The sequence below is a fragment of the Streptomyces sp. CB02366 genome, assembly GCF_001905905.1.
Taxonomy (GTDB): domain Bacteria; phylum Actinomycetota; class Actinomycetes; order Streptomycetales; family Streptomycetaceae; genus Streptomyces.
Map to the genome: position 1 here is coordinate 94,534 of NZ_LIVT01000007.1, position 24,781 is coordinate 119,314.

Here is a 24,781-nt window from a genome sequence, read left to right on the forward strand (position 1 = left end):
GAGATTGCAAGTACACGCTAAAGGCTCCGCAGGTCCAAGGTGGACCCCATGGACGCACAACTGATCGCCTTCACGGGGGTCGCCGCCGGCATGGTCGCCCTGCCCGGCGCCGATTTCACCGTCGTCGTACGCAACGCCCTGGCCTCCCGCGCCGCCGGCCTGGCCACCGCGCTCGGCGTCGCCGGCGGGCTGCTGGTGCACACGGCGCTCGCGGTCGCGGGACTCGCCGCCGTGCTGGTGGCCCTGCCGGCCCTCTTCCGCACCGTCCAGCTGCTCGGCGGGGCGTACGTGCTTCACCTCGGGATCAGCGCCTTGTACGCGACGCTCCGGCGGAGCGGTCCGGAGCGGGAGGCGCCGGAGGACGGCCCGCGGCGGCCCGCGCCCCGGGAGTTCGGACGCGCGCTGCGTCAGGGGTTCCTGACCAACGCGCTCAACCCGAAGGCCCCGGTCCTCTTCCTCAGCCTGCTGCCCCAGTTCGTGCCCCACGGGCAGCCGCCGCTGCCCCGGACCCTGCTTCTGGCGGCCGTCGTGGTGGTGCTGGCGCTGATCTGGTTCCCGGCCGTCGCCCTGCTCGTGGACCGGCTGGGCCGGTGGCTGCGCCGACCGCGTACCGCCCGCGCCATCGAGGGCGGCAGCGGAGTGGCGCTCACCGGGCTGGGACTGGCCCTGGTGACCGGCCCGCTGCTGCGCTGAGGAGCCGTCCCCGGTGCGGAAGGGGGCGGTCCGGGCGGCCCGCGGCGGTGCGGGGCCGCCCGTGACGTCCGTGGGGGAGCGCTCCTGCGTCCCGCAAGGAGAGAGCGTCCGGCCGGTGGATCAGCGGACCCGTCCGTACCAGACGCTCTTGGACCAGATTTTCGCCAGTCGCACCACGTCTCCCGATTTGGGGGAGTGCCAGATCTTCCCGGCCCCGGCGTAGATGCCCACGTGGTAGACGCTGCGCCCCGAATGGAAGAAGACGAGGTCGCCGCGTTTGCGCTGCGACTTCGCGATATGGCGGGTCTTGTTGTATTGCTGCTGTGCCGTGCGGGGAAGCTTCTTCCCCGCCTTCTTGAACGAGTAGACCGTCAGCCCCGAGCAGTCGAAGCGGTGGGGGCCGGCCGCGCCGTACTTGTAGGGGGACCCCTTCTTCGACGCGGCGACCTTCAGGGCCTTCGTCGAGTGGGTGGCCGCTTCGGCGTCGCTCACCAGGCCGGGCGCCAGCATCGTGGACGTCACGGCCAGGGTGAGTGCCGAGGCCGTGCCGACCCGGGCGAACAGAGACGGGACATGAACCTGCGCGGGCATGCGCAACCCTTCGTCAGCCGCCTGTGAAGGATGACCTGTCGGGTTCGGGCTGGCGAAGTTGCCCGGCCGCGTCGCGGCTTCACCCCGAGGGCTTCCCGGTCTCCCGGTCGGCCCGTTGTGCTCGGGTCCTCCACTCCTGCCGATCCACTTTCTGTCGACCAGTCATCCGGGCGGCGGCAGGACTCGGCGTCCGCCCGGACCGCCCCGCCGCGGTGGCGGGGGCTTGTCGTCCCAGGGATCTTGACGCACTCCGTGCCGGATTTCCGAGCGGAAACGGCGATTTGTGAGTCTCCTCACGGCTGATCCATTCGAGTGGACAGGCCGGTTTCGCGCCCGCCGAGGGGCTCGGCGCACACCCGCGCACCAGCGGCGAAAGGGCATATTTCGAGTACGGACGGTGTGCGGAACGCAAGTTGAGCCGTCGCTCGCACGAGTGATCTCCTACGCCGAACGAGCGAGGAAAACAGGGTGCCGGATCGGGCGTGTCGTACGGCGCGGCGACCGGTCCGCTCCCGTAAGGCGCTCCCGCCCCTTTCTGTACCGCGCGACCGGTCCCGCTCCCGTGCCGCGCTCCGCCCGTGGTCCCCGAACCCGGCGTGCGGCGCCGCTCAGTTCGCGGGCGGCGGCACCGCGACCCGTCCTGCCCGGCGCTCCCCGTCCAGGACGCGCAGGGCCCGGGCCAGAGTGGCCGCGTGGAGACGCGACTCACCGCGCTCGTGCATCAGCGCCAGCGCGTCGCGCAGCGCGGCCGCCCCGGAGGCCAGGGCCTGGGCGGCGCGCAGTGCGCCGTAGGTGTCGCCGCCGTGGGCCGGGTTGATCCGCCCCACCTGATCCAGCACGGCCAGATAGCAGTCGACGAACTCGCCCTCGGCGCGGGTCAGGGCGGGCAGGGGCGGGAACGCGGGTGGCTCCATCGGCGGTTCACCTCGTGGCGTGGGGCGGGCGGGGACGTCAGCGGTTCTCCACGACGTGGTCGACCAGCCCGTAGGCGAGGGCGGCCTGGGCGTCGAGGATGGTGTCGCGCTCGATGTCGGCGGTGATCCGCTCCGGGGTCCGGCCGGTGTGCCGGACCAGCATGGCGGCGAACATGTCGCGGGTGCGCACCAGTTCGCGCGCGTGGATCTCCAGGTCGGACGGCTGGCCCCGCATCGGCTCCTCCAGCGCGGGCTGCTGGATGACTACCCGCGCACCGGGCAGCGCATGTCGGTGGCCCGGCGATCCGGCCGCCAGCAGGGCTGCGGCGTAGGAGCCCGCCTGGCCGAGGCAGAAGGTCTCGACCTCGCAGGCCAGGAACCGCATCGTGTCGTAGACCGCGGCCATGGCGCCGAAGGTGCCGCCCGGGGAGTTGATGTAGAGCGACACGGGCCGGTCCGGATCGGCGTGCTCCAGATACATGAGCTGGGCGATGAGGTCGCCGGCGGCGGTGTCGTCCACCGGGGTTCCGAGGAAGACGATCCGCTCGGACAGCAGCTTGGAGTAGGGGTCCAGCGTGCGGGTGCCGGTCGCGGTGCGCTCGGTGAACTCCGGCAGTACGTAGCGGGCCGCAGGGGCGTGACCGACGGTGGAGCGGATCATGGAGGTGCCTTTCTCCTGGGTGCGCACCGGGGCGTGGCGGCCCCGGTGCGGATCAGCCGTTCGTCCGTCCGTAAAAAATGTACAGGACGTACAGAAGGTTATGATGGGGACTATGGCCTACGAGATTCCGGTGACGCAAGCCCGGGCGGAGCTAGCCGAACTGATCAACCGCGTCGTCTACGGCGGCGAGCGCGTCGTCGTGACGCGGCACGGCAAGCCGCTCGTCGCGCTGGTGTCCGCCGCTGAGCTGCAACGACTTGAGGAAGAGGAGGCCGCGGCCGAGGAGCAGGTGATCAGTTCGGTCTCCTCGATCGCTTCCGCGCGCTCTGCTCAGGGCGAACGGCGCAGTTTCGGCATCGCTGCCGAGCACCGCCCCCGGGGCGGCGACCGCGACGGCTGACGACCCGGCCCCGCTTCCGGCCCCGGCCGCCCCGCGACGGCCCGCAGCCGGGCGCCCCCTTCAGGGGGCGCCCGGCTGCGATGGCGGGCATCCGGGGCTCAGCCGGTCAGGGCCGGCTCCCCGGCGGGGCCGACGGGACGGGGGCCGGCCGGTCCGGTGGTGGCGGGCGCCCGCCGGGCGGCCAGTACGGCCGCCAGACCGAGGGCCGACCGGAGCGAGAGCGTGAGGACGGCGCCGGCCGCCGCGCTGCCGCCGAAGAAGCCGACCGAGCGCAGCAGCGAACCGCCCGCGCCCGGCGGAAGCCATTGACCGATCGCCCCCACGGGCTCCGGCAGCAGCTCGGGCGCGCTATCGGTTGGAGGAGGGGTACGCCGCCATGCGCGGACTCCGGGCGGAGCTGGCGGACGCCTACCGGGCCGCCGGAACCCTGGCGGGCGGCGTCCCGGGCGACCATGTGGCGCGCACGATGATCGCGACGGCGCAGGGGTTCATCGTGCAGGAGGCGCTCTTCGGGGACGTGCGGCCGGAGGCGCCGGAGGGAGGGCTGCGCGGGCTGATGGCCATGAAGACGCAAAAGACCGGTTAACACGCCGGAAAAACTTCCGCCCTAACGTGCAATGCCTGGGCCCGGGCGGCCACTTCACCTTCAACGGATTGTTGAACGGGGGTAGGTTTCCGCTGCGTCCGGAGCCGGTGCCGGACGGAAGACGATGAGGTGGAAGCGTGCAACTGACCCCGCACGAGCAGGAACGACTGCTCATCCATGTGGCCGCCGACGTGGCCGAGAAGCGCCGCGCACGCGGGCTGCGGCTCAACCACCCCGAGGCCGTCGCGCTCATCACCGCCCACCTGCTGGAAGGCGCCCGGGACGGCCGCACCGTCAGCGAACTCATGGCTTCGGGACGGACGTTGCTCACCCGCGACGATGTCATGGAGGGCATCCCCGAGATGCTCCACGACGTCCAGGTGGAGGCCACCTTCCCGGACGGCACGAAACTCGTCACCGTCCACGACCCGATCGTCTGACGGGGACCGCGCCGATGATTCCCGGAGAGATCCTGTACGGAGAAGGGGAGATCCCCCTCAACGAGGGGCGCCCCGTCACCCGCCTCACCGTCCTCAACACCGCCGACCGCCCCGTCCAGGTCGGCTCCCACTACCACTTCGCCGAGGCCAACCCCGGGCTGCGCTTCGACCGCGCCGCCGCCCGCGGTCTGCGGCTCGGCATCGCGGCCGGCACCGCCGCCCGTTTCGAACCCGGCGTCCCCGTCGACGTCGAACTCGTCCCCCTCGCCGGCCGCCGCGTCGTCCCCGGCCTGCGCGGCGAAACCGGAGGAGCCCTCGATGCCTGACCTCGACAGAGCCGTCTACGCCGACCTGTTCGGGCCCACCACGGGCGACCGCGTCCGGCTCGCCGACACCGACCTCTTCGTCGAGATCGAGGAGGACCGTTCGGGCGGCCCCGGGAACGCGGGCGACGAAGCGGTGTTCGGCGGTGGCAAAGTGATCCGCGAATCGATGGGCCAGGCTCGCACCACCCGGGCCGAGGGCGCGCCCGACACGGTCGTCACCGGGGTCGTCGTCATCGACCACTGGGGCATCGTCAAGGCCGACGTCGGCATCCGGGACGGACGGATCACCGGCATCGGCAAGGCCGGGAACCCCGACACCATGGACGGCGTCCACCCCGACCTGGTGATCGGGCCCGAGACCGAGATCATCGCCGGCAACGGCAAACTGCTCACGGCCGGAGGGGTCGACGCCCACGTCCACTTCATCTCCCCCACCCTCGTCGACGAGGCGCTCGCCGCCGGCATCACCACCCTCGTCGGGGGCGGCACCGGGCCCGCCGAGGGCAGCAAGGCCACCACTGTCACCCCCGGCCCCTGGCACCTCGCCCGCATGTTCGAGGCGCTGGACGCCCTCCCCGTCAACATCGGGCTGCTCGGCAAGGGCAACACGATGTCCCACGACGCCATGTACTCCCAACTGCGCGGCGGCGCACTGGGATTCAAGATCCACGAGGACTGGGGCGCCACGCCCGCCGTCATCGACGCCTGCCTCACCGTCTGCGAGCGGACGGGCGCGCAGCTCGCCATCCACACGGACACCCTCAACGAGGCCGGGTTCGTCGCCGACACCCTCGCCGCCGTCGCCGGACGCACGATCCACGCGTACCACACCGAGGGCGCGGGCGGCGGGCACGCGCCCGACATCATCACCGTGGTCTCCGAGCCCTACGTCCTGCCCAGCTCGACCAACCCCACCCGGCCGCACACCGTCAACACCGTCGAGGAACACCTCGACATGCTGATGGTCTGCCACCACCTCAACCCCGCCGTCCCCGAGGACCTGGCGTTCGCCGAATCCCGGATCCGGCCCTCCACCATCGCGGCCGAGGACATCCTGCACGACCTCGGAGCCATCTCGATCATCTCCTCCGACTCCCAGGCCATGGGGCGCATCGGAGAGGTGATCCTGCGGACCTGGCAGACCGCCCACGTGATGAAGAAGCGGCGCGGAGCGCTGCCCGGCGACGGCCGGGCCGACAACCACCGGGTCCGTCGCTATGTCGCCAAATACACCATCAACCCGGCGATCGCCCAGGGGATGGGCGGTGAGATCGGTTCCGTGGAGACCGGCAAGCTCGCCGACCTCGTGCTCTGGGAACCGGCGTTCTTCGGCGTCAAGCCGCAGACCGTCATCAAGGGCGGCCAGATCGCGTACGCGCAGATGGGCGACGCCAACGCCTCCATCCCGACACCCCAGCCGGTCCTGCCCCGGCCGATGTTCGGCGCGCTGGGCCGGGCGGCGGCCCACAGCTCGTTCACCTTCGTCTCCGCCGCCGCGATCGAGGACGGACTGCCCGAACGGCTCGCCCTGGACAAGCGGTTCGTGCCGATCACCAGCACCCGGGGGGTCACCAAGGCGGACATGCGGGAGAACGACGCCGTGCCCCGCGTCGAGGTCGACCCCGACAGTTTCGCCGTCACCATCGACGGCGACCCGGTCGAGCCCGCGCCGGTGGCGGAACTGCCCATGGCCCAGCGCTACTTCCTCTTCTGAGAGGCCCGCACCGTGTCCCGCGCCGCACTCCTCGTCCTCTCCGACGGCCGGTTCCCCGCCGGGGGCCACGCCCACTCCGGCGGCGCCGAACCGGCCGTCGCCGAGGGCCGCGTCCACGACGCCGACTCCCTCGCCGACTTCTGCCGGGGCCGCCTGCACACCGCGGGCCTCACCGCCGCCGCGCTCGCCGCGGCGGCGGCCCACGGTATCGACCCGCTCGTCCTCGACGAAGCGGCCGACGCCCGTACCCCCTCGCCCGCCCTGCGGGCCACCGCCCGCAAGCTGGGCCGCCAGATGATGCGGGCCGCCCGCGCCACCTGGCCGAGCCCCGAACTGGACGCGCTCGCCCGGGCCCGGCCGCACGGCGCCCACCAGCCCGTCGTCCTCGGACTCACCGCGCGGTCGGCGGGCCTGGACCCCGAGGACGCCGCCCACTGGACCGCGTACGACACCGTGAGCGGTCCCGCCACCGCCGTCGTCCGCCTCCTCTCGCTCGACCCCTTCCACGCCACCGCCGTACTGGCCCGGCTCGCCCCCGAGGTGGACCGGGTCGCCGCGCAGGCCGCCGAGGCCGCCCGGCAGGGCGTCGACGCCCTGCCCGCCGCCTCGGCCCCGCTCCTCGACATCACCGCCGAGGCGCACGCCGCCTGGCCGGTCCGCCTCTTCGCCTCGTAGCGGCGGTCTCCCGCGACCGCCTTCACGACCCACGCCCTTCGAACACCACCGGAGTCCCCATGCACCTCGGTCACACCCACGGCGGCCCCGCCGCCGTCAGCGCCGACGCCACCCGCCCCGACGGCGCCCGCCGCGCGTTGCGCATCGGGCTCGGCGGTCCGGTCGGCTCCGGCAAGACCGCCACCGTCGCCGCCCTCTGCCGGGAGCTGCGCGACCGGCTCTCGATCGCCGTCGTGACCAACGACATCTACACCCGCGAGGACGCCGACTTCCTGCTCCGCCAAGCGGTCCTGCCGCCCGAGCGCATCCGGGCCGTCGAGACCGGAGCCTGCCCGCACACCGCGATCCGCGACGACATCTCCGCCAACCTCGAAGCCGTCGAGGACCTGGAGGAGGCGGTCGGGCCGCTCGACCTGATCCTCCTCGAGTCCGGCGGCGACAACCTCACCGCCACCTTCTCCAAAGGCCTGGTCGACGCCCAGATCTTCGTCATCGACGTCGCGGGCGGCGACGACATCCCCCGCAAGGGCGGCCCCGGCGTCACCACCGCCGACCTCCTGGTCGTCAACAAGACCGACCTCGCCCCCCACGTCGGCTCCGACCTGGAACGGATGGCCCTGGACGCCGAGAAGCAGCGCGGCCACCTCCCCGTCGCCTTCACCTCGTTGACCTCGGCCGAGGGCGTCGGGCCGGTCGCCGACTGGGTGCGGGCACAGCTCGCCGCCTGGACCGCGTGAGCGTCCACGCGCGGGCCCGGCTCCGCGCCGAGCCGGACGGACGGGGCGGGAGCGCCCTGCCCGTCCTGGTGAGCGACGGCCCGCTCGCCCTGCGCCGCACCCGCGCCCCGCGGTCCGCGTACGCCCGGGTCACCGTCGTCGGCGCCATGAGCGCCCCGCTCAACGGCGACCGGCTGGCGATCGGGGCCGAGATCGCGGACGGCGCACGCCTCACCGTCGACGCGGCGGCGGCCACCATCGCCCTCCCCGGGCCCCGGGCGGACACGGGGCCCTCCACGTACACGGTGGACCTGAGCGTGGGGGAGGGGGCCGTCCTGCACTGGCTGCCCGAACAACTCGTCTCCGCCCGGGGCAGCGACCTGCGCCAGACCACCCGGGTCGAACTCGCCCCCACCGCACGCCTGCTGCTGCGCGAGGAGCAGATCCTCGGCCGCCACGACGAACCCGCCGGCGCGCTCACCACCCGCCTCACCGTCCGCCGCGCGGGCCGCCCCCTCCTCGACCAGCAACTGGCGTACGGCCCCGGCGCGTCCGCCGGCTGGAACGGCCCCGCCGTCCTCGCCGGCCACCGGGCGGCCGGCCAACTCCTCCTCGCCGACCCGGCCTTCGAGGAGGCCCCGCCCCCGGCGCGCCTCCTCGGCCCCACCGCCGCCCTCACCCCGCTGGCCGGCCCCGCCGTCCTGGTGACCGCCCTGGCCCCCGACGCCCGCCTGCTGCGCGGAATCCTGGACGAGGCGATGCGCGAGCTGCTGGACGGGCTGAAGGAGGGCTCCGGCGGCTGAGTCCGCTCAGCGAACGCCCTTCACCGGTTATGGGTTCGGTAAAGAAACACGTGTACGCCCTGGCCCCGGGCGCCCCTCAGGCGCGAGGATCCCCGCTACGTACCGATGACCTCGCCGTCCCTCGGCGACGGATCGGATGAAGGGGGAGGTTCCACGTGAGACGTACCACGGTGCTCGGCTCGGCCGGGGCTCTCGTCGCGGGCACGCTCATAGCGGGGGCGATGGCCGCACCCGCCGCGAGCGCCGACGGCCGCCGTCACGGGCGGGGCGACGCGGAGGCGCGCGGGGTCGCGGTCGCGGCGCACCGCGCGGCGCGGACCGGGATCGACTGGAAGGACTGCCCGGCGGACTGGGGGCTGGCCGCCCCCATCCAGTGCGGCTGGGTGACCGTGCCGCTCGACTATGCCAAGCCGTACGGCAAGAAGATCAAGCTCGCCGTCGACCGGCACGTCAGCACCGGCACGGAGCGCGAACGCCAGGGCGCGCTGCTCTACAACCCGGGCGGCCCCGGCGGCTCGGGCATGCGCTTTCCCACCCGGATCACCAACAAGAACCCGCTCTGGACGAAGACCGCGAAGGCCTACGACTTCGTCGGCTTCGACCCGCGCGGCGTCGGCCGCTCGGCCCCGATCTCCTGCGTGGACCCGCAGGAGTTCGTCAAGGCCCCCAAGGCCGATCCGGTCCCCGACGACGAGGCCGACAAGCGAGCCCAGCGCAAGCTGGCCCGCGAGTACGCCGAGGGGTGCGGCGAGCGCAGCGGCGCGATGCTGCCGCACATGACCACGCCGAACACGGCACGCGACCTGGACGTCATCCGGGCCGCGCTCGGGGAGGAGAAGCTCAACTTCCTCGGCGTCTCCTACGGCACCTACCTGGGCGCCGTCTACGGCACGCTCTTCCCGGACCACGTGCGGCGCATGGTCGTCGACAGCGTGGTCGACCCGTCGCGGAAGAACATCTGGTACCGGGCGAACCTGAACCAGGACATCGCCTTCCAGACGCGCTGGGACGACTGGAAGGCGTGGGTCGCGAAGCACGACGCCGTCTACGGCATCGGCGACACCCCGCAGAAGGTCGAGCAGGCGTGGCTGGAGCTGCGGGCCGCCGCCAAGAAGAAGCCCATCGGGGGCGTCGTCGGACCCGCCGAGCTCATCGGCTTCTTCCAGAGCGCGCCGTACTACGACTCGGCCTGGGCCCCCACGGCCAAGACCTGGAGCGCCTACCGGGCCGGTGACACCCAGGCGTTGACCGACGCCGCCGCCCCCGACATGAGCGACATCGCGGGCAACGCCGCCGCCGAGAACGGCAACGCGGTCTACAGCGCCGTCGAGTGCGCCGACGCCCCGTGGCCCACCGACTGGCGCACCTGGGACCGGGACAACACCCGGCTGCACGAGAAGTACCCGTTCATGACGTGGGCCAACGCCTGGATGAACCTGCCCTGCGCCACCTGGCCGTCCAAGCAGCACACCCCGCTGGAGGTGAAGACCCGCAAGGGCCTGCCGCCGGTCCTCATCGTGCAGTCCACCCGCGACGCCGCCACCCCCTACGCGGGCGCGGTCGAGCTGCACAAGCGGTTCAAGGGCTCCCGGCTCATCACCGAGAAGGACGCCGGATCCCACGGCGTCACCGGGCTGGTCAACCCCTGCGTCAACGAGCGGGTGGACGCCTACCTGCTCACCGGGGAGACCGGCCGGCACGACGTGACGTGCACCCCGCACGCCACGCCGAAGCCGTAGACCCCGCGGAAGGCGCACGACCGGGGGCCGCTCAGCGCCGCCCCCGGTCGTGCGCCTCCAGCCACGCGTCCTCCGCCGCGTAGTCGAAGAGCCATGCGCCGTAGTTGGCGAGCATCTTCGGGAACGCCTCCCGCCAGTCGCGCTCCGCCAGCTGTCCGGCAAGCCACTCGACCGTCTCCGGCAGCGACTCCGCGTACCCGGTCACCGGGCGGTACCCGAGCTGTTCCCCGGCCGCCGTCATGTCGTAGACCACGGGATGGGCACCGCTCCACGGTGTCACCCCGACATGCCCCTCCGGGGGAGGGCCCTCGATCAGCACCGTCTCCGTCTCCCGCCCCAGCACGTCGTCGATCGCCGACGCGATCTCCGCGACCGCGGGGGCCTGGGGGTCCGCCGCGTTCAGCACCCGCGATTCCGGCTTCCCGGCTGCCAGCCGGATCAGCTCCGCCGCGTTGGACGCGTGGACCGGGTGGAAGCGGCTCCCGCCGCCGTACGCGAGCACCCGTCGCCGCCGCCCGTCCAGCAGCCGCTTCACGAAGTACAGCTCGCGCGGGGTACGGCAGTACGGGCCGTGGACCGCGCCCGCCCGCAGCAGCGTCACCGGCAGAGCGTCGCCGGCCGCCAGCAGCTCCCGCTCCAGCAGGACCTTGCGCGTCCCGTACGTGGTCTCACCCGGCGCCACCGTGGCCTGCGTCTCCGGCAACGGCACCGGGAAGCGGGGGAAGCCGTCCGCCTCGTCCTGGGTGTCGAAGCTGCGGCCCCGCCCGTCCTCGTACACCGCGCCGCTGGAGATCACCACGGCGGACCCGATCCGGCCGGCCAGCCCCGCCAGCTGCCGGGCGTGCGCCCCGTCGAACGCCACCATGTCGACCAGGACGTCACAGCCCTCGCCCAGCGCCTTCTCCAGCGCCCCCTCCTCGTCCCGGTCGAGCGCCACCGCGCGCACCCCGGCGTCCCACGTCCCGTCCCGGCCCCCGCCGCGCGAGGCCGCGGTGACCTCCCAGCCGTCCGCGGCCAGCGCCCGCACCGCGGCCCGCCCGATCTGGCCCGTCGCTCCCAGCACCCATGCGTGTCCTCTGCTCATGGAGGCGACGCTAGGGGGAGGGCGCCCGCTCGGGCGAGGCCGCTCTGCCGGTGGCGTATCCGCGCTCAGCGTCGCAGCTTCGGGAACTTCCTCGGTGGGACGGCGTCCTGCTCGGCCGCCTTCACCTTGGCCGCGTACTCGTCCACGTACTCCTGACCGGAGAGTTCGAGGATCGCGTACATGATCTCGTCCGTCACGGCCCGGATCGCGGCCTTCTGGTTCTCCATGCCCGCATACCGGGAGAAGTCCAACGGCTCGCCGAACCGGATCGCGACCCGTTTGATCTTCGGCACGACCTGGCCGGGCGGCTGGATCTCGAAGGTGCCGACCATGGCGCAGGGGACCACCGGCACGCCCGCGGTGATCGCCATCACCGCGACCCCGACCTTGCCCTTGTAGAGCCGTCCGTCGTGCGAGCGGGTGCCCTCCGGGTAGATCCCCAGCAGCTCACCCCTGCCCAGCACCCCGAGCCCCTCGCGGATGGCCGCCTGCCCCGCGTCCTTCCCGGACCGGTCCACCGGGATCTGGCCCGCGCTGCGGAAGAAGGCGGCGGTGAGCCGGCCCTTGATCCCGGGGCCCGTGAAGTACTCGGCCTTCGCCAGGAAGGTGATGCGGCGCTTGAGGATCGCCGGCATCAGGAAATGGTCGGAGAAGGAGAGGTGGTTGCCCGCGACGATCGCCGCGCCGTCCTCCGGGATGTTCTCCAGACCCTCGATGCGGGGCCGGAACAGCAGCCGCAGCACAGGCCCCAGAACGACGTGTTTCAGGACGTAATAGAACACCTTGAGGGCGCACCTCGCTCTGCCGGGCCGACTCGGGACCGCTTGCCCACCCCGACACGGCGGTGTCGGGGGATCACAGCGTAGGCCCCCTGCGCCACCGTGCGACCGGGATGAACCGGTTCTCCGGCTCGTACCCGCCACGGGGCCCGTCAGGCCTGGCCACCCCGTCCGCGGCGCTCAGCCGCTCAGGTGTCCTGGGTGGCCAGCATGCCGAGGGCGCACAGTCCCAGCACCACCCAGCCGAACCAGAGCCAGCCGCTGCTTCCCAGCGCCACCGTGTACGCGGTCACCGCGACCAGCGTCCCGACGGTCAGGTATCCCATGGTCTTCGTCGATCCGGACATGCGCGCACGCTCCTCGTCGGCCGCGCGGCCGTTCCCACCATGGTCGCCCCGGACGCGCCCCGCGCGCTACCGGCCGCGCGTCTGCAAAGAAGCGAGATAGGCGTTGTACGCCTCCAGCTCCTTGTCGCCGTCGCGGTCGGCGGCCCGGTCCGTGCGCCGGGCGACGCGCTGCTCGGAGTTGTACCACTGGTAGACCAGCGCGATCAGCACCAGCACGGAGGGGATCTCGCTGAACGCCCAGGCGATGCCGCCCGCCCAGTTCTGGTCGCTCAGGGCGTCGATGCCCAGCGAGGCGGGCGGGTTCCGGTACGTCTCCACCATCGGCGTCGACGCCATCATCAGCGCGATCCCGAAGAACGCGTGGAACGGCATCCCGGCGAACAGCTCCAGCATCCGCATCAGGTAGCCGGGGCGGTGCGGTCCCGGGTCCACGCCCATGATCGGCCAGAAGAAGACCAGGCCGACCGCGAGGAAGTGCACCATCATCCCGAGGTGGCCCGGCTTGGAGCCCATCAGGAAGTCGAAGATCGGGGTGAAGTACAGCGCGTACAGGCTCGCGATGAACAGCGGGATCGTGAACACCGGATGCGTGATGATCTTCATGTACCGGCTGTGCAGCAGCTTCAGCAGCAGCTCGCGCGGCCCGGTCCGCCCCCGGTCGGCGGGCGGCAGCGCGCGCAGCGCCAGCGTCACCGGGGCGCCCAGCAGCAGCAGGATCGGCGACAGCATGCTGATCACCATGTGCTGCACCATGTGCACGCTGAACATGACCATGCCGTAGTCGTTGAGCTTGGTGCACATCACCAGCGCGATGCTCAGCACGCCCACGGCGAAGAACACGATCCGGTTCACCGGCCAGCCGTCCCCGCGCCGACGCAGCCGCACCACGCCGTACCCGTACAGGGCGAGCGCCAGGACGCAGCCGGTCAGGAAGAACGGCTCCACGGAGAGCTCCAGCCCCCGTCCCAGCGTGAACGGCGGCAGATCCATGTTCATGCCGTGCCCGCTGTGATCCATCAGTTCGCTCCCGATGGGGACGTGTCCCCGTTTCGTGCCGGTTGTCCGGTCCAGAGTAGAACTGCCCCCGGCCGCGGTCGCGGCCGGGGGCAGTTCTGGAACGACGTGTCCCTAGAGCACGCACTCCGCCTCGGCGTACCGCTCGGCCGGGACCGTCTTCAGCGTCTCGACCGCCTCCGCCAGCGGGACCATCACGATGTCGGTGCCGCGCAGCGCGGTCAGCATCCCGAATTCGCTCCGGTGCGCCGCCTCCACCGCGTGCCAGCCGAACCGGGTCGCCAGGACCCGGTCGTACGCGGTCGGCGTGCCGCCGCGCTGGACGTGGCCGAGTATGACCGGCCGGGCCTCCTTGCCGAGCCGCTGCTCCAGCTCACCGGAGAGCTGGGTCGCCACGCCGGCGAACCGCTCGTGGCCGTAGACGTCCTTGACGCCCTGCTCGAACTGCATGGAGCCTTCGCGGGGCTTGGCGCCCTCGGCGACCACCACGATGGCGAACTTCTTGCCCGCCGAGAAGCGCTTGCCGACCAGCTCGGTCAGCTCGTCGATGTCGAAGGGGCGCTCGGGCACCACGATGGCGTGGGCCCCGGCGGCCATCCCGGAGTGCAGCGCGATCCAACCGGTGTGACGGCCCATGACCTCGACGATCAGCACCCGCTGGTGCGATTCGGCGGTGGTCTTCAGACGGTCCAGCGCCTCGGTGGCGACGCCGACGGCGGTGTCGAAGCCGAAGGTGACGTCGGTGGAGGCGATGTCGTTGTCGATGGTCTTGGGAACCCCGACGATCGGGAGCCCGGCCTCGGACAGGAGGTGGGCCGCCTTGAGGGTGCCCTCGCCGCCGATCGGGATGACGGCGTCGAGACCGAGGTCCGCGACATGGCCCCGGGCGCGCTCGACCCCGTCGCGCAGATGCGCGGGCTGCACCCGGGAGGAGCCGAGGATCGTGCCGCCGCGGGCCAGGATGCCGCCCACCGCGTCGAGGTCGAGCTTGCGGTAGTCGCACTCCAGCAGGCCCTTCCAGCCGTCGTGGAATCCGATGACCTCGTCGCCGTGGTCCACCACCGCGCGATGGACCACGGAACGGATGACGGCGTTGAGGCCGGGGCAGTCGCCGCCGGAGGTGAGTACACCAATGCGCATGGCCCGAGAACCTTTGCAACGTTTAGTCGACGACCGGACCACGTCGTCCGGTTGGATCCCCGCCACCCTACCGGCGCAGGATGACGGGACCGAACCGGCCGTCCGCCTGCTGGACTCCGCTCGATCGAGCGGGGAACACCTCAGGCGGACACCGCTCAGGCGAGCGGAAAACGCCTCATCAGGCGGGCTGTGTGGCAGCCGCGATCCGCTCCGCGCGCAGTGCCTCGTACCAGCGGTCGTCGGTGGGCGGCAGCGCGTTCACGTCGAGGGCCAGCTTCAGCAGCAGGTCCGCGATCTGCGGGTTGCGCGCCAGCACCGGACCGTGCATGTACGTCCCGAAGACCGTGTCGTTGTACGCGCCCTCCGTACCGTCCCCGGTGCCGTTGCCCCGGCCGAACCGCACCCGGGCGAACGGCCGCGCCGTCGGCCCCAGGTGGGTGACGCCCTGGTGGTTCTCGAACCCGGTCAGCGGCTCCAGCCCGAGGTGGGGGTCGATGTCCGCCAGGACGTCGCCGACGCACCGCGCGCCCTCGCCGCGGGTGGAGACCACGTCGAGCAGACCGAGGCCCTGCTCGCGCTCACCGAGGTCGTTGATGAACTCGTGGCCCAGGATCTGGTAACCCGCGCAGACCGAGAAGATGATCGCGCCGTTGGAGGCGGCCCGGCTGAGCCCGCCGTCCCGGCGGAGCCGCTCGGCCGCGAGGCGCTGGGGCCGGTCCTCGCCGCCGCCGATCAGGTAGATGTCGCCGGACGTCGGCACCGGCTGGTCGCTGCGCACGTCCACGCGCTGCACGTCCAGACCGCGCTGCCGGGCCCGCCGCTCCACGACCAGCGCGTTGCCCTGGTCGCCGTAGGTGCTGAGCAGGTCGGGGTAGACCCAGACCAGACGCAGACCGTTGTTGCTCATGCTTCGTCCTCTCCGGAGGTGGCCGGGGCCGGGGTCAGTTGCCGACACGACGGCGCAGATCCTGGAAGGCGGTGTAGTTGGCGATGACCTCGATGCGGCCGGGCGGGGCGTACTGCACGGCCTCGTCGAGCGTCTCGCAGACCCGGAAGTCGAGACCGGCCACTTCGAGGCGGACCGCGAGGTCCAGCTTCCGGTCGCCGAGCACGAAGATCGGGTGGCCCGCCAGCTGGGTGTAGTCCACGTCCCACAGCCAGGAGGTGTCGGTGCCGTCCGCGCCGCGGGCGTTGACCGAGAGGATCACCGGCGTGGGCGGCGGGTCGATCAGGGAGAACGTCTCCAGCCAGCCGGCCGGGTTCTTCGCCAGCAGCAGGCGCAGCTCGCGGTTCTGGAAGGTGACCACGTCGTAGCGCCCGGCCACCGCCTGCACCTGGTACATGCGCTCCAGGGCGACCTGCGGGGGCACTCCGAAGACGGCGGCCACGGCGGCCGACGTCGCGGCGTTCGCCTTGTTCGCCCGGCCCGGCAACTGGAGGTGGATCGGCCATGCCGAACCGTGCGGGTCCAGGACGTAGTCGCCGTTCAGCGCCCAGCTCGGGGCGGGGCGGCGGAAGCCGCACTGCCCGCAGAACCAGTCGTCGCCCGGACGCTGCATCACACCGCCGCAGGACGGGCAGGACCAGGCGTCGTCCTTCCACGCCTGACCGGCCGCCACCCACACCACGTTGGACGAGGAGGAAGCCGCCCAGACGACCAGCGGGTCGTCCGCGTTGGCGATGACCACGGCCTTCGAGCCGGACAGGCCCTCGCGCCAGTGCTCGGCCATCATCCGGGTCTCCGCCGCGCGGTCCAGCTGGTCGCGCGAGAGGTTGAGCAGGGCGATCGCCTTGGGCGTGGTGTCGCGGGCGACGCCGGCCAGGTACTTCTCGTCGACCTCGATCACGCCGAACTTCGCGTCCGAGCCGCCGGCCAGCGCCGAGGTGATGCCCGCGGGCATGTTCGCGCCGAGCGCGTTCGACACGACGGGCCCGGCGGCCCGCAGCGCCTCGGCGATCAGCCGGGTGGTGGTCGTCTTGCCGTTCGTCGCCGACACGAGGATCACGTCCAGGTGCTGCGCCAGCCGCCCCAGCAGGTCGGGGTCGAGCTTGAGCGCCACCCGGCCGCCGATCACCGATCCGCTGCCCCGCCCCGCGGCGCGTGACACCGCCGCCGCGGCCTTGCCCGCCGTCACGGCCAGTTTGGCCCGCGGCGACAACGGCTCCGTGTTGCCTGCCATCGTCCTAGATCCTCCTTGCATCGGTCCGCGCCCAGCCTATCGATGTCCCGCGCCACGGCCGCACCGCGGCACCGGGGGAACGCCCCGGTCCCGGCGGAACGTACGCTTGCCGCCATGCGAAACCGCCCGATCCCCGGCAGTTCCGGACTCGTCCGTGAGATGAGTCTGTTCGGCGACCCGTTGCTCCATCGCGCCTGCGAGGACGTCACGGACTTCGGCCCGTCGCTGGCCCGGCTGGTCGAGGACATGTTCGCCACGATGTACGCCGCACGGGGTGTCGGGCTCGCCGCCAACCAGATCGGCGTCCCGCTCAAGGTGTTCGTCTACGACTGTCCGGACGACGACGATGTCCGCCATCTGGGACACGTCGTCAATCCCGAACTGGTCGAGGCGGACGGACTCACCGTACGCGGACCGGAGGGCTGTCTGTCACTTCCGGGCCTGGAAGCGGGCACGGAACGCTTCGACCACGCGGTCGTCGAGGGTCTGACGATGACCGGCGAGCCGGTCCGGATCGCCGGGACGGGGTGGTTCGCCCGGTGCCTCCAGCACGAGTGCGACCACCTGGCGGGCGCCGTCTACACCGACCGGCTGACCGGGCTGCGGCGCTCCAGGGCGCTGCGGGCGGTGCGCCGGGCCCCCTGGGCGCAAAGCGGCTGAGTCCCGGTCCGGGCGGCGGGGGCCGTCCGCACCTCCGCTCCGCTCAGAAACCGGGGCCGCCCCGGAGGTCGCCCGCCTCCGCGAGCCTGCCCCACAGCAGATCGGCCAGGGCCCGGACCAGCTGTTCGCGGGAGCAGGGCCGGTCGCCGAGCCACCAGTCGCCCGCCGCGTGCATCATGCCGACGATCCCGTGGCCCCAGATGCGGGCGGTCCGCTCGCTGTCGGGGCCCAGGTCCACCCGTTCGGCGATCACCCGGCCCAGCTCCTCGCCGAGGCGGCGCAGCAGCGGGGCGGAGTGCCGGCCGACGTCGAAGCCCTGCTCGGCGGAGGAGGCGTCGGCGGGGGAGGCGTCGGCCGCCCCGTCGGCGGGGTGCATCAGGAAGCGGTAGACCTGGGGGCGGGCCTCGATCGCGGCGAGATAGGTCTCCAGCGTGGACTCCACCCGGCGGCGCCGGTCGGCGGGCGCGTCCAGGGCGGCCCGCAGGGCGCTGAGCAGTGCGTCGGTGTGGCGGGTGGCCAGCGCGCGGTAGAGCCCGCCCTTGTCCCCGAAGTGGCGGTAGAGGATGGGCTTGGTGATCCCGGCCTCGGCGGCGATGGCGTTCATCGAGGCGTGCGGTCCGTCCCTGAGCACCACCCGGTCCGCCGCTTCCAGCAACTCGCGCCGACGGCTCTCGGCCGCGGTCCGCTGCCGCTCGGCGCTTCGTGCGGTCTCCATGTCGTCTCTCCCACCCCTGGCCACGCGATGCGTCGCATCGCTCCTGCACCCCCGCGCAACGTAACACCCCGCGCTGACGGCGTCGGATCGGCTCCGGGGCGGTTGACAGTGGCTACTTGCCGGTAACAGACTGTGGTTACCGCAAGTAACGTGTGCTTTTCCGCAGCAGTGCCTGGAGGGGAAACATGGCCGAGTTCACGCTTGAACTCAACGACGACCAGAAGCAGGTCAAGGAGTGGCTCCACGGCTTCGCGGCGGACGTCATCCGCCCCGCCGCCTCCGAGTGGGACGAGCGTGAGGAAACGCCCTGGCCCGTCATCCAGGAAGCGGCCAAGGTCGGCATCTACTCCCTCGACTTCTACGCCCAGCAGTTCTTCGACCCCACCGGGCTCGGCATCCCCGTCGCCATGGAGGAGCTGTTCTGGGGCGACGCGGGCATCGCCCTGTCGATCGTCGGCACGGGCCTGGCGGCCGTCGGCGTCCTCGCCAACGGCACCGAGGAGCAGATCGGCACCTGGATCCCGCAGATGTACGGCGACGCCGACGACGTGAAGGTCGCCGCCTTCTGCTCCTCCGAGCCCGACGCCGGCTCCGACGTCGCCTCGATGCGCACCCGCGCCGTCTACGACGAGGCCAAGGACGAGTGGGTCCTCAACGGCACCAAGACCTGGGCCACCAACGGCGGCATAGCCAACGTCCACGTCGTCGTCGCCGTCGTCGACCCCGAGATCGGCTCCAAGGGTCACGCCTCCTTCATCGTGCCGCCGAACACCCCCGGCCTCTCCCAGGGGCAGAAGTTCAAGAAGCACGGCATCCGCGCCTCCCACACCGCCGAGGTGGTCCTGGAGGACGTCCGCGTCCCCGGCCACTGCCTCCTCGGCGGCAAGGAGAAGCTCGACGAGCGCCTCGCGCGGGCCCGCGAGCGCGCGAGGACCGGCGGCGAGCGCGTCAAGAACGCGGCGATGGCCACCTTCGAGGCGTCCCGCCCGGCGGTCGGCGCGATGGCCGTGGGCACCGCCCGCGCCGCCTACGAGGTCGCCCTCGACTACGCGAAGACCCGCAGCCAGTTCGGCCGCCCCATCATCGACAACCAGGGCATCGCCTTCCAGCTCGCCGACATGCGCACCCGCGTCGACGCGGCCCGGCTGCTGGTCTGGCGCGCCTCCTGGATGGCCACCACCGGGAAGCCGTTCACCTCGGCCGAGGGCTCCATGTCCAAGCTGTACGCGAGCGAGACCGCCCGGGACGTCACCGCGCAGGCCATCCAGATCCTCGGCGGCAACGGCTTCACCCGCGAGTACCCCGTCGAGCGCATGCACCGCGACGCGGCGATCTACACCATCTTCGAGGGCACCAGCGAGATCCAGCGCCTGGTGATCGCCCGCACGCTCTCCGGCATGCCGATCCGCTAGCGGAGCGGCGGAACGACCGCGCCGGCGGAGACGGAAGGGCGGCCGGGGACCTCGTGGTCCCCGGCCGCCCCCGTGCCTCAGCCCGGCAGCTGCGCCTCGATCGCCGCGACCACCGCGGCGGACTCCGGCTCCGCGCCCGGCCGGAACCGGGCCACCGGCTCACCGGCCGGCGAGACCACGAACTTCTCGAAGTTCCACTGGACGTCCCCGGCCTCCCCGTCCGCGTCCGCCAGCTTCGTCAGCTCCGCGTACAGCGGATGCCGCCCCTCGCCGTTGACGTCGGTCTTCTCCAGCAGCGGGAAGGTGACCCCGTACGTCGTCGAGCAGAACGTCCGGATCTCCTCCGCGCTCCCCGGCTCCTGGCCGGCGAACTGGTTGCACGGCACGCCGAGCACCGTCAGGCCCCGGTCCCCGTACGTCCGCTGCAGCCGCTCCAGGCCCTCGTACTGCGGGGTGAGCCCGCACCGGGAGGCCACGTTGACCACCAGGACGGTCCGGCCGCCGTACGCGCCCAGCGTGGTCGGCTCGCCCGCGAGGGTGCGCAGCGGAATGTCGTGCAGCGTCATGAAACTCTCCCTGGTCATCGCGTGTGGTGCGGATGGCGCCGTCCGCCGCTCACGGAGCGGCGAGCTCCTTGTAGTAGAAAGTGGTCGGCTTCAGGCTGCCCGCCGGATCCGCCGCGTATCCCGGAACGCTGCCCACCTCCGTCCACCCAGCCTTGCAGTAGACCTGCTCGGCCAGACTGCCGCTCTCGGTGTCCAGGATCAGCAGCGTGATGCCCTCGGCCGCCGCGTACGCCTCGACGGCGGCCAGCAGCGCCCCGCCGAGGCCCCGGCCGCGGGCGGAGGGCCGGACCATCAGCTTGGCGACCTCCGCGCGGTGCCGGGCGTTGGGCAGCGGCGCCCGCACCAGGGCGATGGTCCCGGAGACCCGGCCGCCGTCCCGCGCGATCCAGATGTCGATGCTGCCGGCCTCCACGGCTGCGGCCCGCTCCCGCCACCAGACCGCGGCCGCCTCCCGGCCCAACGGCGCCAGGAACCCCACCGAGGACCCCTCCTCGACGGTCTCGACCAGCAGACCGGCCAACTCGTCGGCGTAGGTGACCAGCTCGGGGGCGGTGACATGGACGATCTCGGTCATGAGAAGGGTCCTTTCGCGAAGCGGGAGCAGGGGCCGGGGAGAAAACCCACGGGGACGATCACACCGCTTCCGGGCCGCCCGTGTCCACCGGGACGGGCGTCAGCCGAAGAGTGACCACGTACGCCACCACCACCGCCACGATCACCAGGGGCATCACGGTGAGCCCCTCCCTCCCGAGCAGGAGCGTCGCCAGGAGCACCGAGGTCATCGGCAGCCGCAGCATCGCCACGCACATCGCGCCGACGCCCATGGCGAAACCGGCGGTCAGGTGCAGTCCCGGCAGGTGGGACAGGGCGATGCCGCCCACCGCGCCCACGAACATCGCGGGGAAGACGGGACCGCCCCGGAAGCAGCTCAACGAGGCGCAGTAGGCCAGCGACTTGCAGACGATCAGCAGCAGCAGCGCCCCCACCGAGTACGCCGCGCTCCCCGACAGGAGACCGCCCAGCGCGTGCTCGCCCGAGTACAGCACCTCGGAGCCTTCCCTCCCCGACGTCTGGGCGTACACCAGCGCGAGCGCGCCGACGGCCAGCCCCAGCACCGCCGTGGCCGCCGCGGTCCGCCGCTCCACCCGTTTTTGGAGGGCCAGCGCCAACCGCCGGATGCCGACCCCCGCGAAGGCCGCGGCGACGCCGAGGACCAGCGCCCACCCGAACCCCGCGACGTCCGGGTCCGCCGCCCGCGGCACCTCGCCCAGCTGCAGGGAGTAGGTCCCCAGCCCCGTCCAGGAGCCCAGCCCCGTGAAGATCAGCGCGCCGACCCCCGCGGAGAGCAGCCCCGGCACCAGCACCACGCCCAGCATCGGCCCGGCCAGCCCCGCCGCCTCCATCAGCAGGAACGCGCCCAGCAACGGCGACCCCAGCAGGGCGCTCACCGCCGCGAAGCTCCCCGACGCCCCGACCAGCGCCCGCGCCTCCGGAGCCAGGCCGGGCCGCAGGCGGTTCGCCGCCCAGACCGCCACCCCGCCGCCCAGTGCGATCAGCGGCGCCTCCGGTCCGAGCACGGCGCCCGCGCCCAGCGAGACGAGCGCGGCGAGCACGACGCCCGGCAGGTCCACCGGGGCCGGAGCGCCGGTGGACACCAGTCCCTCCGCCGGCCGGTGCCCGCCCCCGCCGGGCAGCCGGCGGACGACGAGCCCGACCAGGAGGCCGGCGACGCCGAGCAGCGGAACCGGCCACCACGACGGCGTCCCCTCGAACCCCAGCGCCTTCGGCAGCTCCGTGTACGTCAGCGACTGGAGCTCCGAGACCAGGGCCAGGAAGCCGAACGCGAGGGCGGAGACCGGCACCCCGAGGAGGGCCGCCATCAGCAGCAGCCCCGCGTACCTCCGTGTGCGGACCGGCGCGTACGGGTCCTCCGGCGCGTCGACGGGTGATCCCGGTGGCGTGGGCGGCATGATCTCGACTCCTCGACGCGACGATTCCCGCGGCGGGGGCGCTTCCCCACGCGCTCACGTCGGCATACCACGCGCCGGTCCCCCGGCCGTTTTCCTGCGGCCGGGGACACGCCCTCCGGCACGGAAGGTCAGCCGCCCGGCTCCGGGAGGCCGTGCGCGCCGCCCCCGGCCGAGGCGTCCGCCGGCAGCCGACCGGACGCCACCGCGTCCACCAGAGCCCGGTGATCCCGCTCGTTGCGATCCGCGTACGCCTCCGCGAACGCGGCGACGGCCCGGTCGAAGACGTCCTTGCGGCCCAGATAGCCGGCGATGGCGATCCGGTCCCCGGACCTGGCGTGGGCGCGGGCGAGCGTGGAACCGCACACCTCGCCGAAGACGCGCATCCCCTTCGGCGCCATCGACTCCGGCTCGGCGATGCCCTTCCAGTCCCGCAGCTGGCGTACGTAGAAGTCCCGGATCCGGCCGTCGATGCCGTCCGCCCGTTCCCAGCCGAGGAAGATGTCGCTGGACGCCTGCATCAGACGCTGCCCCGCGACCACCCGCTCGCCCTGGTTCGCGTAGCGGCTCGCCCCGGCGTGTTCGGCCAGCACCGAGGGCCCGGCCTCCTTGGCCTGGAGGAGAAGCGGATCCCCGTCGTCCCGGCCGAGCAGCAGGATGATCCAGCACCGGGTGCCGACACTGCCCACACCGACGACCTTCCGGGCCACGTCCACCAGCGCGAAGTCCTCCAGCAGGCTGCGCCGGTCGGACGCCAGGCTGCGGGCGTAGCCGGCCACCAGAGTGCCGAACCTCCGGTGCACCGCCTCGGGTTCCATCCCCGGCATCAGTTCGGTGAGCGGGACGACCATCGGCGGGTCCGCGGCGATCCGCAGCCGCCCGCCCGCCACCTCGGCGAGCTTGCCGAAGGCCTGCAGGCTGTCCCTGGAACGGGCCTTGTCCAGCGCCCGGCCGACGTTCCTGCGCCCCCGTCCGCCCAACTCCTGGGCGGCCAGCGTCCGCAGCCGCTCGGCGTCCGTCCTCGCGTACCACACGTCCAGATTGCGCATCCCGGCGTACCGGGCCATCGACTCCCGGTACGAGCGGACCGACGCCCGGACGATCCCGGACCGCTCCCGGTCGGTGAAACCGTTCGCTCTCGCCGCGATGACGAGGCTGGTCGCCAGCCGTTTGACGTCCCATTCCCAGGGGCCCGGCAGCGTCTCGTCGAAGTCGTTGATGTCGAAGAGCAGGTTCCGCTCGGGCGAGGCCAGCAGCCGGAAGTTCAGCAGGTGGGCGTCGCCGCACAGCTGCGCCCGGATCCCCGAGTCGGGGGTGCCGGCCAGGTCGGCGGCCATCAGGGCCGCCGCGCCCCGGTAGAAGCGGAACGGGGACTCGGTCATCCGGGCGTAGCGGATCGGGACCAGTTCGGGCACCCGCTCCGCGGACTGCGCCTCCAGGACCGCCAGCGGGTCGGCACGGTGCGGCGACGGCGTGAACTCCGCGTGGCTCGACCGGGGAGCCCCGCGGCGCGCCGCTCTGCCGAGGGTCGCGCGTTCGGCCGGTGTCGCGTGGGGTGCGGCGCGTAGCGGTGCGGTGGCTTCCCGGTCCATGGGGGGGTTCCTTCCCGAATTCGCAGGGCGGGGGGTTCGGGCATCGGACTGCGGGCTTCCGATCGAGCGTTCGTGCGTCAGCCCTCTTCGGCGGTCCGTCGATGTCGGGCCCGCCGGAGACCGACCTGGCGCCAGATCCCCCGTTGGGCCCTGAGCGCGGCCGTGCCCACCACGATCAGCACCAGGATGTTCACCACGAGCTGGATGGCCGAACCCCGCACGTCGGACCAGCTGGTGAACGCGGTGGAGACCGCGATGTCCGCGGCGGCCGGGATCGTCGTGACCGAGATGAACACTCCGAGCAGGGCACTCGTCCTGGCCTCGGTGAGCGACACGATCCCGACGACCCCGGCCAGGGTGGCGACGGCGACGGAGAAGAAGTTCGGTGTGTTGATGAGGTTGGAGACGGGACGCAGCCCCCGGTCGAACGCCTCCGACTCCAGCCCGAAGCCGCGGATGAGGAGGGCGAAGAGGAAGGCGACCACGATGGTGAGGAGGAAGCCGGCGCCCAGGGCGGCCAGCCCGCCGCGTACCGCGGGCCGGTGGCCCCGGTCGATCCCCAGCGCCACGCTGACGATCGCGCCGTACTCCGGCCCGACGACCATCGCCGCCACGATGAGGATCTGCGAGTTGGTGACGATGCCGACCGAACCGATCAGACCGGCGACGACCAGGTAGAGGTAGAAGCTCGGCGGGTACCGCCCCCCGGACCTGATGCGCGCCTCGACCTGCTCCCAGACCGGAGCCCCGTTCAGCGGCCCCAGCGCGCGCCGCCCTTCTTCGGCGGCCTCGCCGGGGAAGGCCGTGTCGACCGGTTCGATGACGAGGGAGCCCCGTCGGTCGAGCCGGACGGCGCGGAGCCGGTGCAGCACGTCGTTGGCCGCCCCCGTCAGGACGTCACAGGCGATGGAGTCGCCGTCCGGGCGGCGGGCGGCGCCGCGCTGGACGACGAGGCCGAGCACGCACGCGTCGTCCGAGAGCAGGGCGACGACCTCGTCGGTCAGGTCCGGCGGACTCACCGCGCGGATGTGGATCATGTCCATCCCGCTACCTCCGCGGCTCCCGGC

27 protein-coding genes and 2 pseudogenes are annotated in these 24,781 nt (G+C 72.6%); 12 read left to right on the forward strand and 17 right to left on the reverse strand.

The features are described from left to right. Positions 1–48: 48 nt before the first annotated feature. Positions 49–693 (forward strand): LysE family translocator, encoded by a 645-nt coding sequence (locus AMK24_RS21340; RefSeq protein ID WP_073770425.1) that lies wholly within the window; start codon positions 49–51, stop codon positions 691–693. 120 nt (positions 694–813) lie between these two features. On the opposite strand, the gene AMK24_RS21345 is transcribed toward AMK24_RS21340, so the two are convergent. The 3 genes from AMK24_RS21345 to AMK24_RS21355 form a co-directional block, all read right to left on the reverse strand. Further along, on the reverse strand, positions 814–1,284 hold the full coding sequence (locus AMK24_RS21345) for a C40 family peptidase (protein WP_073770426.1): 471 nt from the start codon (positions 1,282–1,284) through the stop codon (positions 814–816). Between the two features lie 608 nt (positions 1,285–1,892). After that, complete coding sequence (locus AMK24_RS21350; protein ID WP_073770427.1) at positions 1,893–2,198, reverse strand: hypothetical protein; 306 nt, start codon at positions 2,196–2,198, stop codon at positions 1,893–1,895. 37 nt (positions 2,199–2,235) lie between these two features. After that, positions 2,236–2,859 (reverse strand): ATP-dependent Clp protease proteolytic subunit, encoded by a 624-nt coding sequence (locus tag AMK24_RS21355; RefSeq protein ID WP_073770428.1) that lies wholly within the window; start codon positions 2,857–2,859, stop codon positions 2,236–2,238. Positions 2,860–2,971: 112 nt separating this feature from the next. On the opposite strand from AMK24_RS21355, the gene AMK24_RS21360 reads away from it, so the two are divergent. Further along, positions 2,972–3,259, forward strand: a complete 288-nt coding sequence (locus tag AMK24_RS21360; RefSeq protein WP_073770573.1) for a type II toxin-antitoxin system Phd/YefM family antitoxin — start codon at positions 2,972–2,974, stop codon at positions 3,257–3,259. A 98-nt stretch (positions 3,260–3,357) separates the two neighbouring features. Here the strand turns inward: AMK24_RS21360 and AMK24_RS21365 are convergent. After that, positions 3,358–3,609, reverse strand: a pseudogene (locus AMK24_RS21365) (ABC transporter permease); the annotation flags it as partial. Between the two features lie 5 nt (positions 3,610–3,614). Between AMK24_RS21365 and AMK24_RS21370 the strand changes: the two are divergent. The 8 genes and pseudogenes from AMK24_RS21370 to AMK24_RS21405 form a co-directional block, all read left to right on the forward strand. After that, positions 3,615–3,845, forward strand: a pseudogene (locus tag AMK24_RS21370) (TetR/AcrR family transcriptional regulator); the annotation flags it as partial. 137 nt (positions 3,846–3,982) lie between these two features. Then, entirely contained in the window at positions 3,983–4,285 is a 303-nt protein-coding gene (locus tag AMK24_RS21375) for an urease subunit gamma (protein ID WP_073770429.1), read from the forward strand. 14 nt (positions 4,286–4,299) lie between these two features. After that, positions 4,300–4,611, forward strand: coding sequence for an urease subunit beta (locus AMK24_RS21380; RefSeq protein ID WP_073770430.1), 312 nt, complete (start codon positions 4,300–4,302; stop codon positions 4,609–4,611). After that, positions 4,604–6,325: an urease subunit alpha gene (locus tag AMK24_RS21385; protein WP_073770431.1), complete on the forward strand. Its 1,722-nt coding sequence runs from the start codon at positions 4,604–4,606 to the stop codon at positions 6,323–6,325. The genes AMK24_RS21380 and AMK24_RS21385 overlap by 8 nt, the downstream gene beginning before the upstream one ends. Before the next feature lie 12 nt (positions 6,326–6,337). Next, the gene (locus AMK24_RS21390; RefSeq protein WP_073770432.1) at positions 6,338–7,000 is read left to right on the forward strand and encodes an urease accessory protein UreF; all 663 of its coding nucleotides are present in this window, start codon (positions 6,338–6,340) and stop codon (positions 6,998–7,000) included. 59 nt (positions 7,001–7,059) lie between these two features. Beyond that, positions 7,060–7,737 carry an urease accessory protein UreG gene (ureG, locus tag AMK24_RS21395; protein ID WP_073770433.1) on the forward strand — a complete coding sequence of 226 codons (678 nt, stop codon included), beginning with the start codon at positions 7,060–7,062 and terminating at the stop codon, positions 7,735–7,737. Then, positions 7,734–8,519: an urease accessory protein UreD gene (locus AMK24_RS21400; protein ID WP_073770434.1), complete on the forward strand. Its 786-nt coding sequence runs from the start codon at positions 7,734–7,736 to the stop codon at positions 8,517–8,519. Before ureG ends, AMK24_RS21400 begins: the two co-directional genes overlap by 4 nt. Before the next feature lie 155 nt (positions 8,520–8,674). Continuing rightward, positions 8,675–10,258 (forward strand): alpha/beta hydrolase, encoded by a 1,584-nt coding sequence (locus AMK24_RS21405; protein ID WP_242435215.1) that lies wholly within the window; start codon positions 8,675–8,677, stop codon positions 10,256–10,258. Positions 10,259–10,289: 31 nt separating this feature from the next. Here the strand turns inward: AMK24_RS21405 and AMK24_RS21410 are convergent, their stop codons facing one another. From AMK24_RS21410 to AMK24_RS21435, 7 genes are all read right to left on the reverse strand, one after another. After that, on the reverse strand, positions 10,290–11,342 hold the full coding sequence (locus tag AMK24_RS21410; RefSeq protein ID WP_242435216.1) for an NAD-dependent epimerase/dehydratase family protein: 1,053 nt from the start codon (positions 11,340–11,342) through the stop codon (positions 10,290–10,292). A 65-nt stretch (positions 11,343–11,407) separates the two neighbouring features. Beyond that, on the reverse strand, positions 11,408–12,124 hold the full coding sequence (locus tag AMK24_RS21415) for a lysophospholipid acyltransferase family protein (protein WP_073770437.1): 717 nt from the start codon (positions 12,122–12,124) through the stop codon (positions 11,408–11,410). A gap of 185 nt (positions 12,125–12,309) precedes the next feature. Beyond that, complete coding sequence (locus tag AMK24_RS34275) at positions 12,310–12,468, reverse strand: hypothetical protein (protein WP_199876475.1); 159 nt, start codon at positions 12,466–12,468, stop codon at positions 12,310–12,312. Positions 12,469–12,534: 66 nt separating this feature from the next. Next, complete coding sequence (locus AMK24_RS21420; RefSeq protein WP_073770438.1) at positions 12,535–13,485, reverse strand: cytochrome c oxidase assembly protein; 951 nt, start codon at positions 13,483–13,485, stop codon at positions 12,535–12,537. Positions 13,486–13,596: 111 nt separating this feature from the next. Beyond that, on the reverse strand, positions 13,597–14,622 hold the full coding sequence (locus AMK24_RS21425) for a 6-phosphofructokinase (RefSeq protein WP_073770439.1): 1,026 nt from the start codon (positions 14,620–14,622) through the stop codon (positions 13,597–13,599). A 178-nt stretch (positions 14,623–14,800) separates the two neighbouring features. Next, positions 14,801–15,529, reverse strand: a complete 729-nt coding sequence (locus AMK24_RS21430; protein WP_073770440.1) for a type 1 glutamine amidotransferase — start codon at positions 15,527–15,529, stop codon at positions 14,801–14,803. 34 nt (positions 15,530–15,563) lie between these two features. Beyond that, a complete protein-coding gene (locus AMK24_RS21435; RefSeq protein WP_073770441.1) occupies positions 15,564–16,802 on the reverse strand; it encodes a MurT ligase domain-containing protein in 1,239 nt (412 codons plus the stop codon). Between the two features lie 114 nt (positions 16,803–16,916). On the opposite strand from AMK24_RS21435, the gene def reads away from it, so the two are divergent. Then, the gene (gene def, locus AMK24_RS21440) at positions 16,917–17,462 is read left to right on the forward strand and encodes a peptide deformylase (RefSeq protein ID WP_073770442.1); all 546 of its coding nucleotides are present in this window, start codon (positions 16,917–16,919) and stop codon (positions 17,460–17,462) included. Positions 17,463–17,505: 43 nt separating this feature from the next. Here def and AMK24_RS21445 read toward each other — a convergent pair whose 3' ends face one another. Then, complete coding sequence (locus AMK24_RS21445) at positions 17,506–18,177, reverse strand: TetR family transcriptional regulator (protein ID WP_073770443.1); 672 nt, start codon at positions 18,175–18,177, stop codon at positions 17,506–17,508. Between the two features lie 185 nt (positions 18,178–18,362). On the opposite strand from AMK24_RS21445, the gene AMK24_RS21450 reads away from it, so the two are divergent. Next, positions 18,363–19,589, forward strand: coding sequence for an acyl-CoA dehydrogenase family protein (locus AMK24_RS21450; RefSeq protein ID WP_073770444.1), 1,227 nt, complete (start codon positions 18,363–18,365; stop codon positions 19,587–19,589). 77 nt (positions 19,590–19,666) lie between these two features. Here AMK24_RS21450 and AMK24_RS21455 read toward each other — a convergent pair whose 3' ends face one another. The 5 genes from AMK24_RS21455 to AMK24_RS21475 all read right to left on the reverse strand — a co-directional run bounded on the left by AMK24_RS21455 (position 19,667) and on the right by AMK24_RS21475 (position 24,757). After that, positions 19,667–20,155: a glutathione peroxidase gene (locus AMK24_RS21455; RefSeq protein ID WP_073770445.1), complete on the reverse strand. Its 489-nt coding sequence runs from the start codon at positions 20,153–20,155 to the stop codon at positions 19,667–19,669. A gap of 49 nt (positions 20,156–20,204) precedes the next feature. Next, entirely contained in the window at positions 20,205–20,729 is a 525-nt protein-coding gene (locus AMK24_RS21460; RefSeq protein WP_073770446.1) for a GNAT family N-acetyltransferase, read from the reverse strand. A gap of 58 nt (positions 20,730–20,787) precedes the next feature. Continuing rightward, the gene (locus tag AMK24_RS21465; protein ID WP_073770447.1) at positions 20,788–22,125 is read right to left on the reverse strand and encodes a chloride channel protein; all 1,338 of its coding nucleotides are present in this window, start codon (positions 22,123–22,125) and stop codon (positions 20,788–20,790) included. Positions 22,126–22,253: 128 nt separating this feature from the next. Beyond that, on the reverse strand, positions 22,254–23,714 hold the full coding sequence (locus tag AMK24_RS21470; RefSeq protein ID WP_073770448.1) for a DUF2252 domain-containing protein: 1,461 nt from the start codon (positions 23,712–23,714) through the stop codon (positions 22,254–22,256). A gap of 77 nt (positions 23,715–23,791) precedes the next feature. Beyond that, positions 23,792–24,757 carry a DUF389 domain-containing protein gene (locus tag AMK24_RS21475; RefSeq protein WP_073770449.1) on the reverse strand — a complete coding sequence of 322 codons (966 nt, stop codon included), beginning with the start codon at positions 24,755–24,757 and terminating at the stop codon, positions 23,792–23,794. Positions 24,758–24,781 lie beyond the last annotated feature (24 nt).

What these genes read in the sequence shown, in the direction of transcription:
- AMK24_RS21460 (WP_073770446.1), bottom strand. Translation starts at nt 20,729, where the DNA reads ATGACCGAGATCGTCCATGTCACCGCCCCCGAGCTGGTCACCTACGCC.
- AMK24_RS21340 (WP_073770425.1), top strand. Translation starts at nt 49, where the DNA reads ATGGACGCACAACTGATCGCCTTCACGGGGGTCGCCGCCGGCATGGTC.
- AMK24_RS21420 (WP_073770438.1), bottom strand. Translation starts at nt 13,485, where the DNA reads ATGGATCACAGCGGGCACGGCATGAACATGGATCTGCCGCCGTTCACG.
- AMK24_RS21350 (WP_073770427.1), bottom strand. Translation starts at nt 2,198, where the DNA reads ATGGAGCCACCCGCGTTCCCGCCCCTGCCCGCCCTGACCCGCGCCGAG.
- AMK24_RS21445 (WP_073770443.1), bottom strand. Translation starts at nt 18,177, where the DNA reads ATGGAGACCGCACGAAGCGCCGAGCGGCAGCGGACCGCGGCCGAGAGC.
- AMK24_RS21465 (WP_073770447.1), bottom strand. Translation starts at nt 22,125, where the DNA reads ATGCCGCCCACGCCACCGGGATCACCCGTCGACGCGCCGGAGGACCCG.
- AMK24_RS21435 (WP_073770441.1), bottom strand. Translation starts at nt 16,802, where the DNA reads ATGGCAGGCAACACGGAGCCGTTGTCGCCGCGGGCCAAACTGGCCGTG.
- ureG (WP_073770433.1), top strand. Translation starts at nt 7,060, where the DNA reads ATGCACCTCGGTCACACCCACGGCGGCCCCGCCGCCGTCAGCGCCGAC.
- AMK24_RS21410 (WP_242435216.1), bottom strand. Translation starts at nt 11,342, where the DNA reads ATGAGCAGAGGACACGCATGGGTGCTGGGAGCGACGGGCCAGATCGGG.
- AMK24_RS34275 (WP_199876475.1), bottom strand. Translation starts at nt 12,468, where the DNA reads ATGTCCGGATCGACGAAGACCATGGGATACCTGACCGTCGGGACGCTG.
- AMK24_RS21450 (WP_073770444.1), top strand. Translation starts at nt 18,363, where the DNA reads ATGGCCGAGTTCACGCTTGAACTCAACGACGACCAGAAGCAGGTCAAG.
- AMK24_RS21345 (WP_073770426.1), bottom strand. Translation starts at nt 1,284, where the DNA reads ATGCCCGCGCAGGTTCATGTCCCGTCTCTGTTCGCCCGGGTCGGCACG.
- AMK24_RS21385 (WP_073770431.1), top strand. Translation starts at nt 4,604, where the DNA reads ATGCCTGACCTCGACAGAGCCGTCTACGCCGACCTGTTCGGGCCCACC.
- AMK24_RS21475 (WP_073770449.1), bottom strand. Translation starts at nt 24,757, where the DNA reads ATGGACATGATCCACATCCGCGCGGTGAGTCCGCCGGACCTGACCGAC.
- AMK24_RS21355 (WP_073770428.1), bottom strand. Translation starts at nt 2,859, where the DNA reads ATGATCCGCTCCACCGTCGGTCACGCCCCTGCGGCCCGCTACGTACTG.
- AMK24_RS21430 (WP_073770440.1), bottom strand. Translation starts at nt 15,529, where the DNA reads ATGAGCAACAACGGTCTGCGTCTGGTCTGGGTCTACCCCGACCTGCTC.
- AMK24_RS21360 (WP_073770573.1), top strand. Translation starts at nt 2,972, where the DNA reads ATGGCCTACGAGATTCCGGTGACGCAAGCCCGGGCGGAGCTAGCCGAA.
- AMK24_RS21425 (WP_073770439.1), bottom strand. Translation starts at nt 14,622, where the DNA reads ATGCGCATTGGTGTACTCACCTCCGGCGGCGACTGCCCCGGCCTCAAC.
- AMK24_RS21470 (WP_073770448.1), bottom strand. Translation starts at nt 23,714, where the DNA reads ATGGACCGGGAAGCCACCGCACCGCTACGCGCCGCACCCCACGCGACA.
- AMK24_RS21455 (WP_073770445.1), bottom strand. Translation starts at nt 20,155, where the DNA reads ATGACGCTGCACGACATTCCGCTGCGCACCCTCGCGGGCGAGCCGACC.
- def (WP_073770442.1), top strand. Translation starts at nt 16,917, where the DNA reads ATGCGAAACCGCCCGATCCCCGGCAGTTCCGGACTCGTCCGTGAGATG.
- AMK24_RS21380 (WP_073770430.1), top strand. Translation starts at nt 4,300, where the DNA reads ATGATTCCCGGAGAGATCCTGTACGGAGAAGGGGAGATCCCCCTCAAC.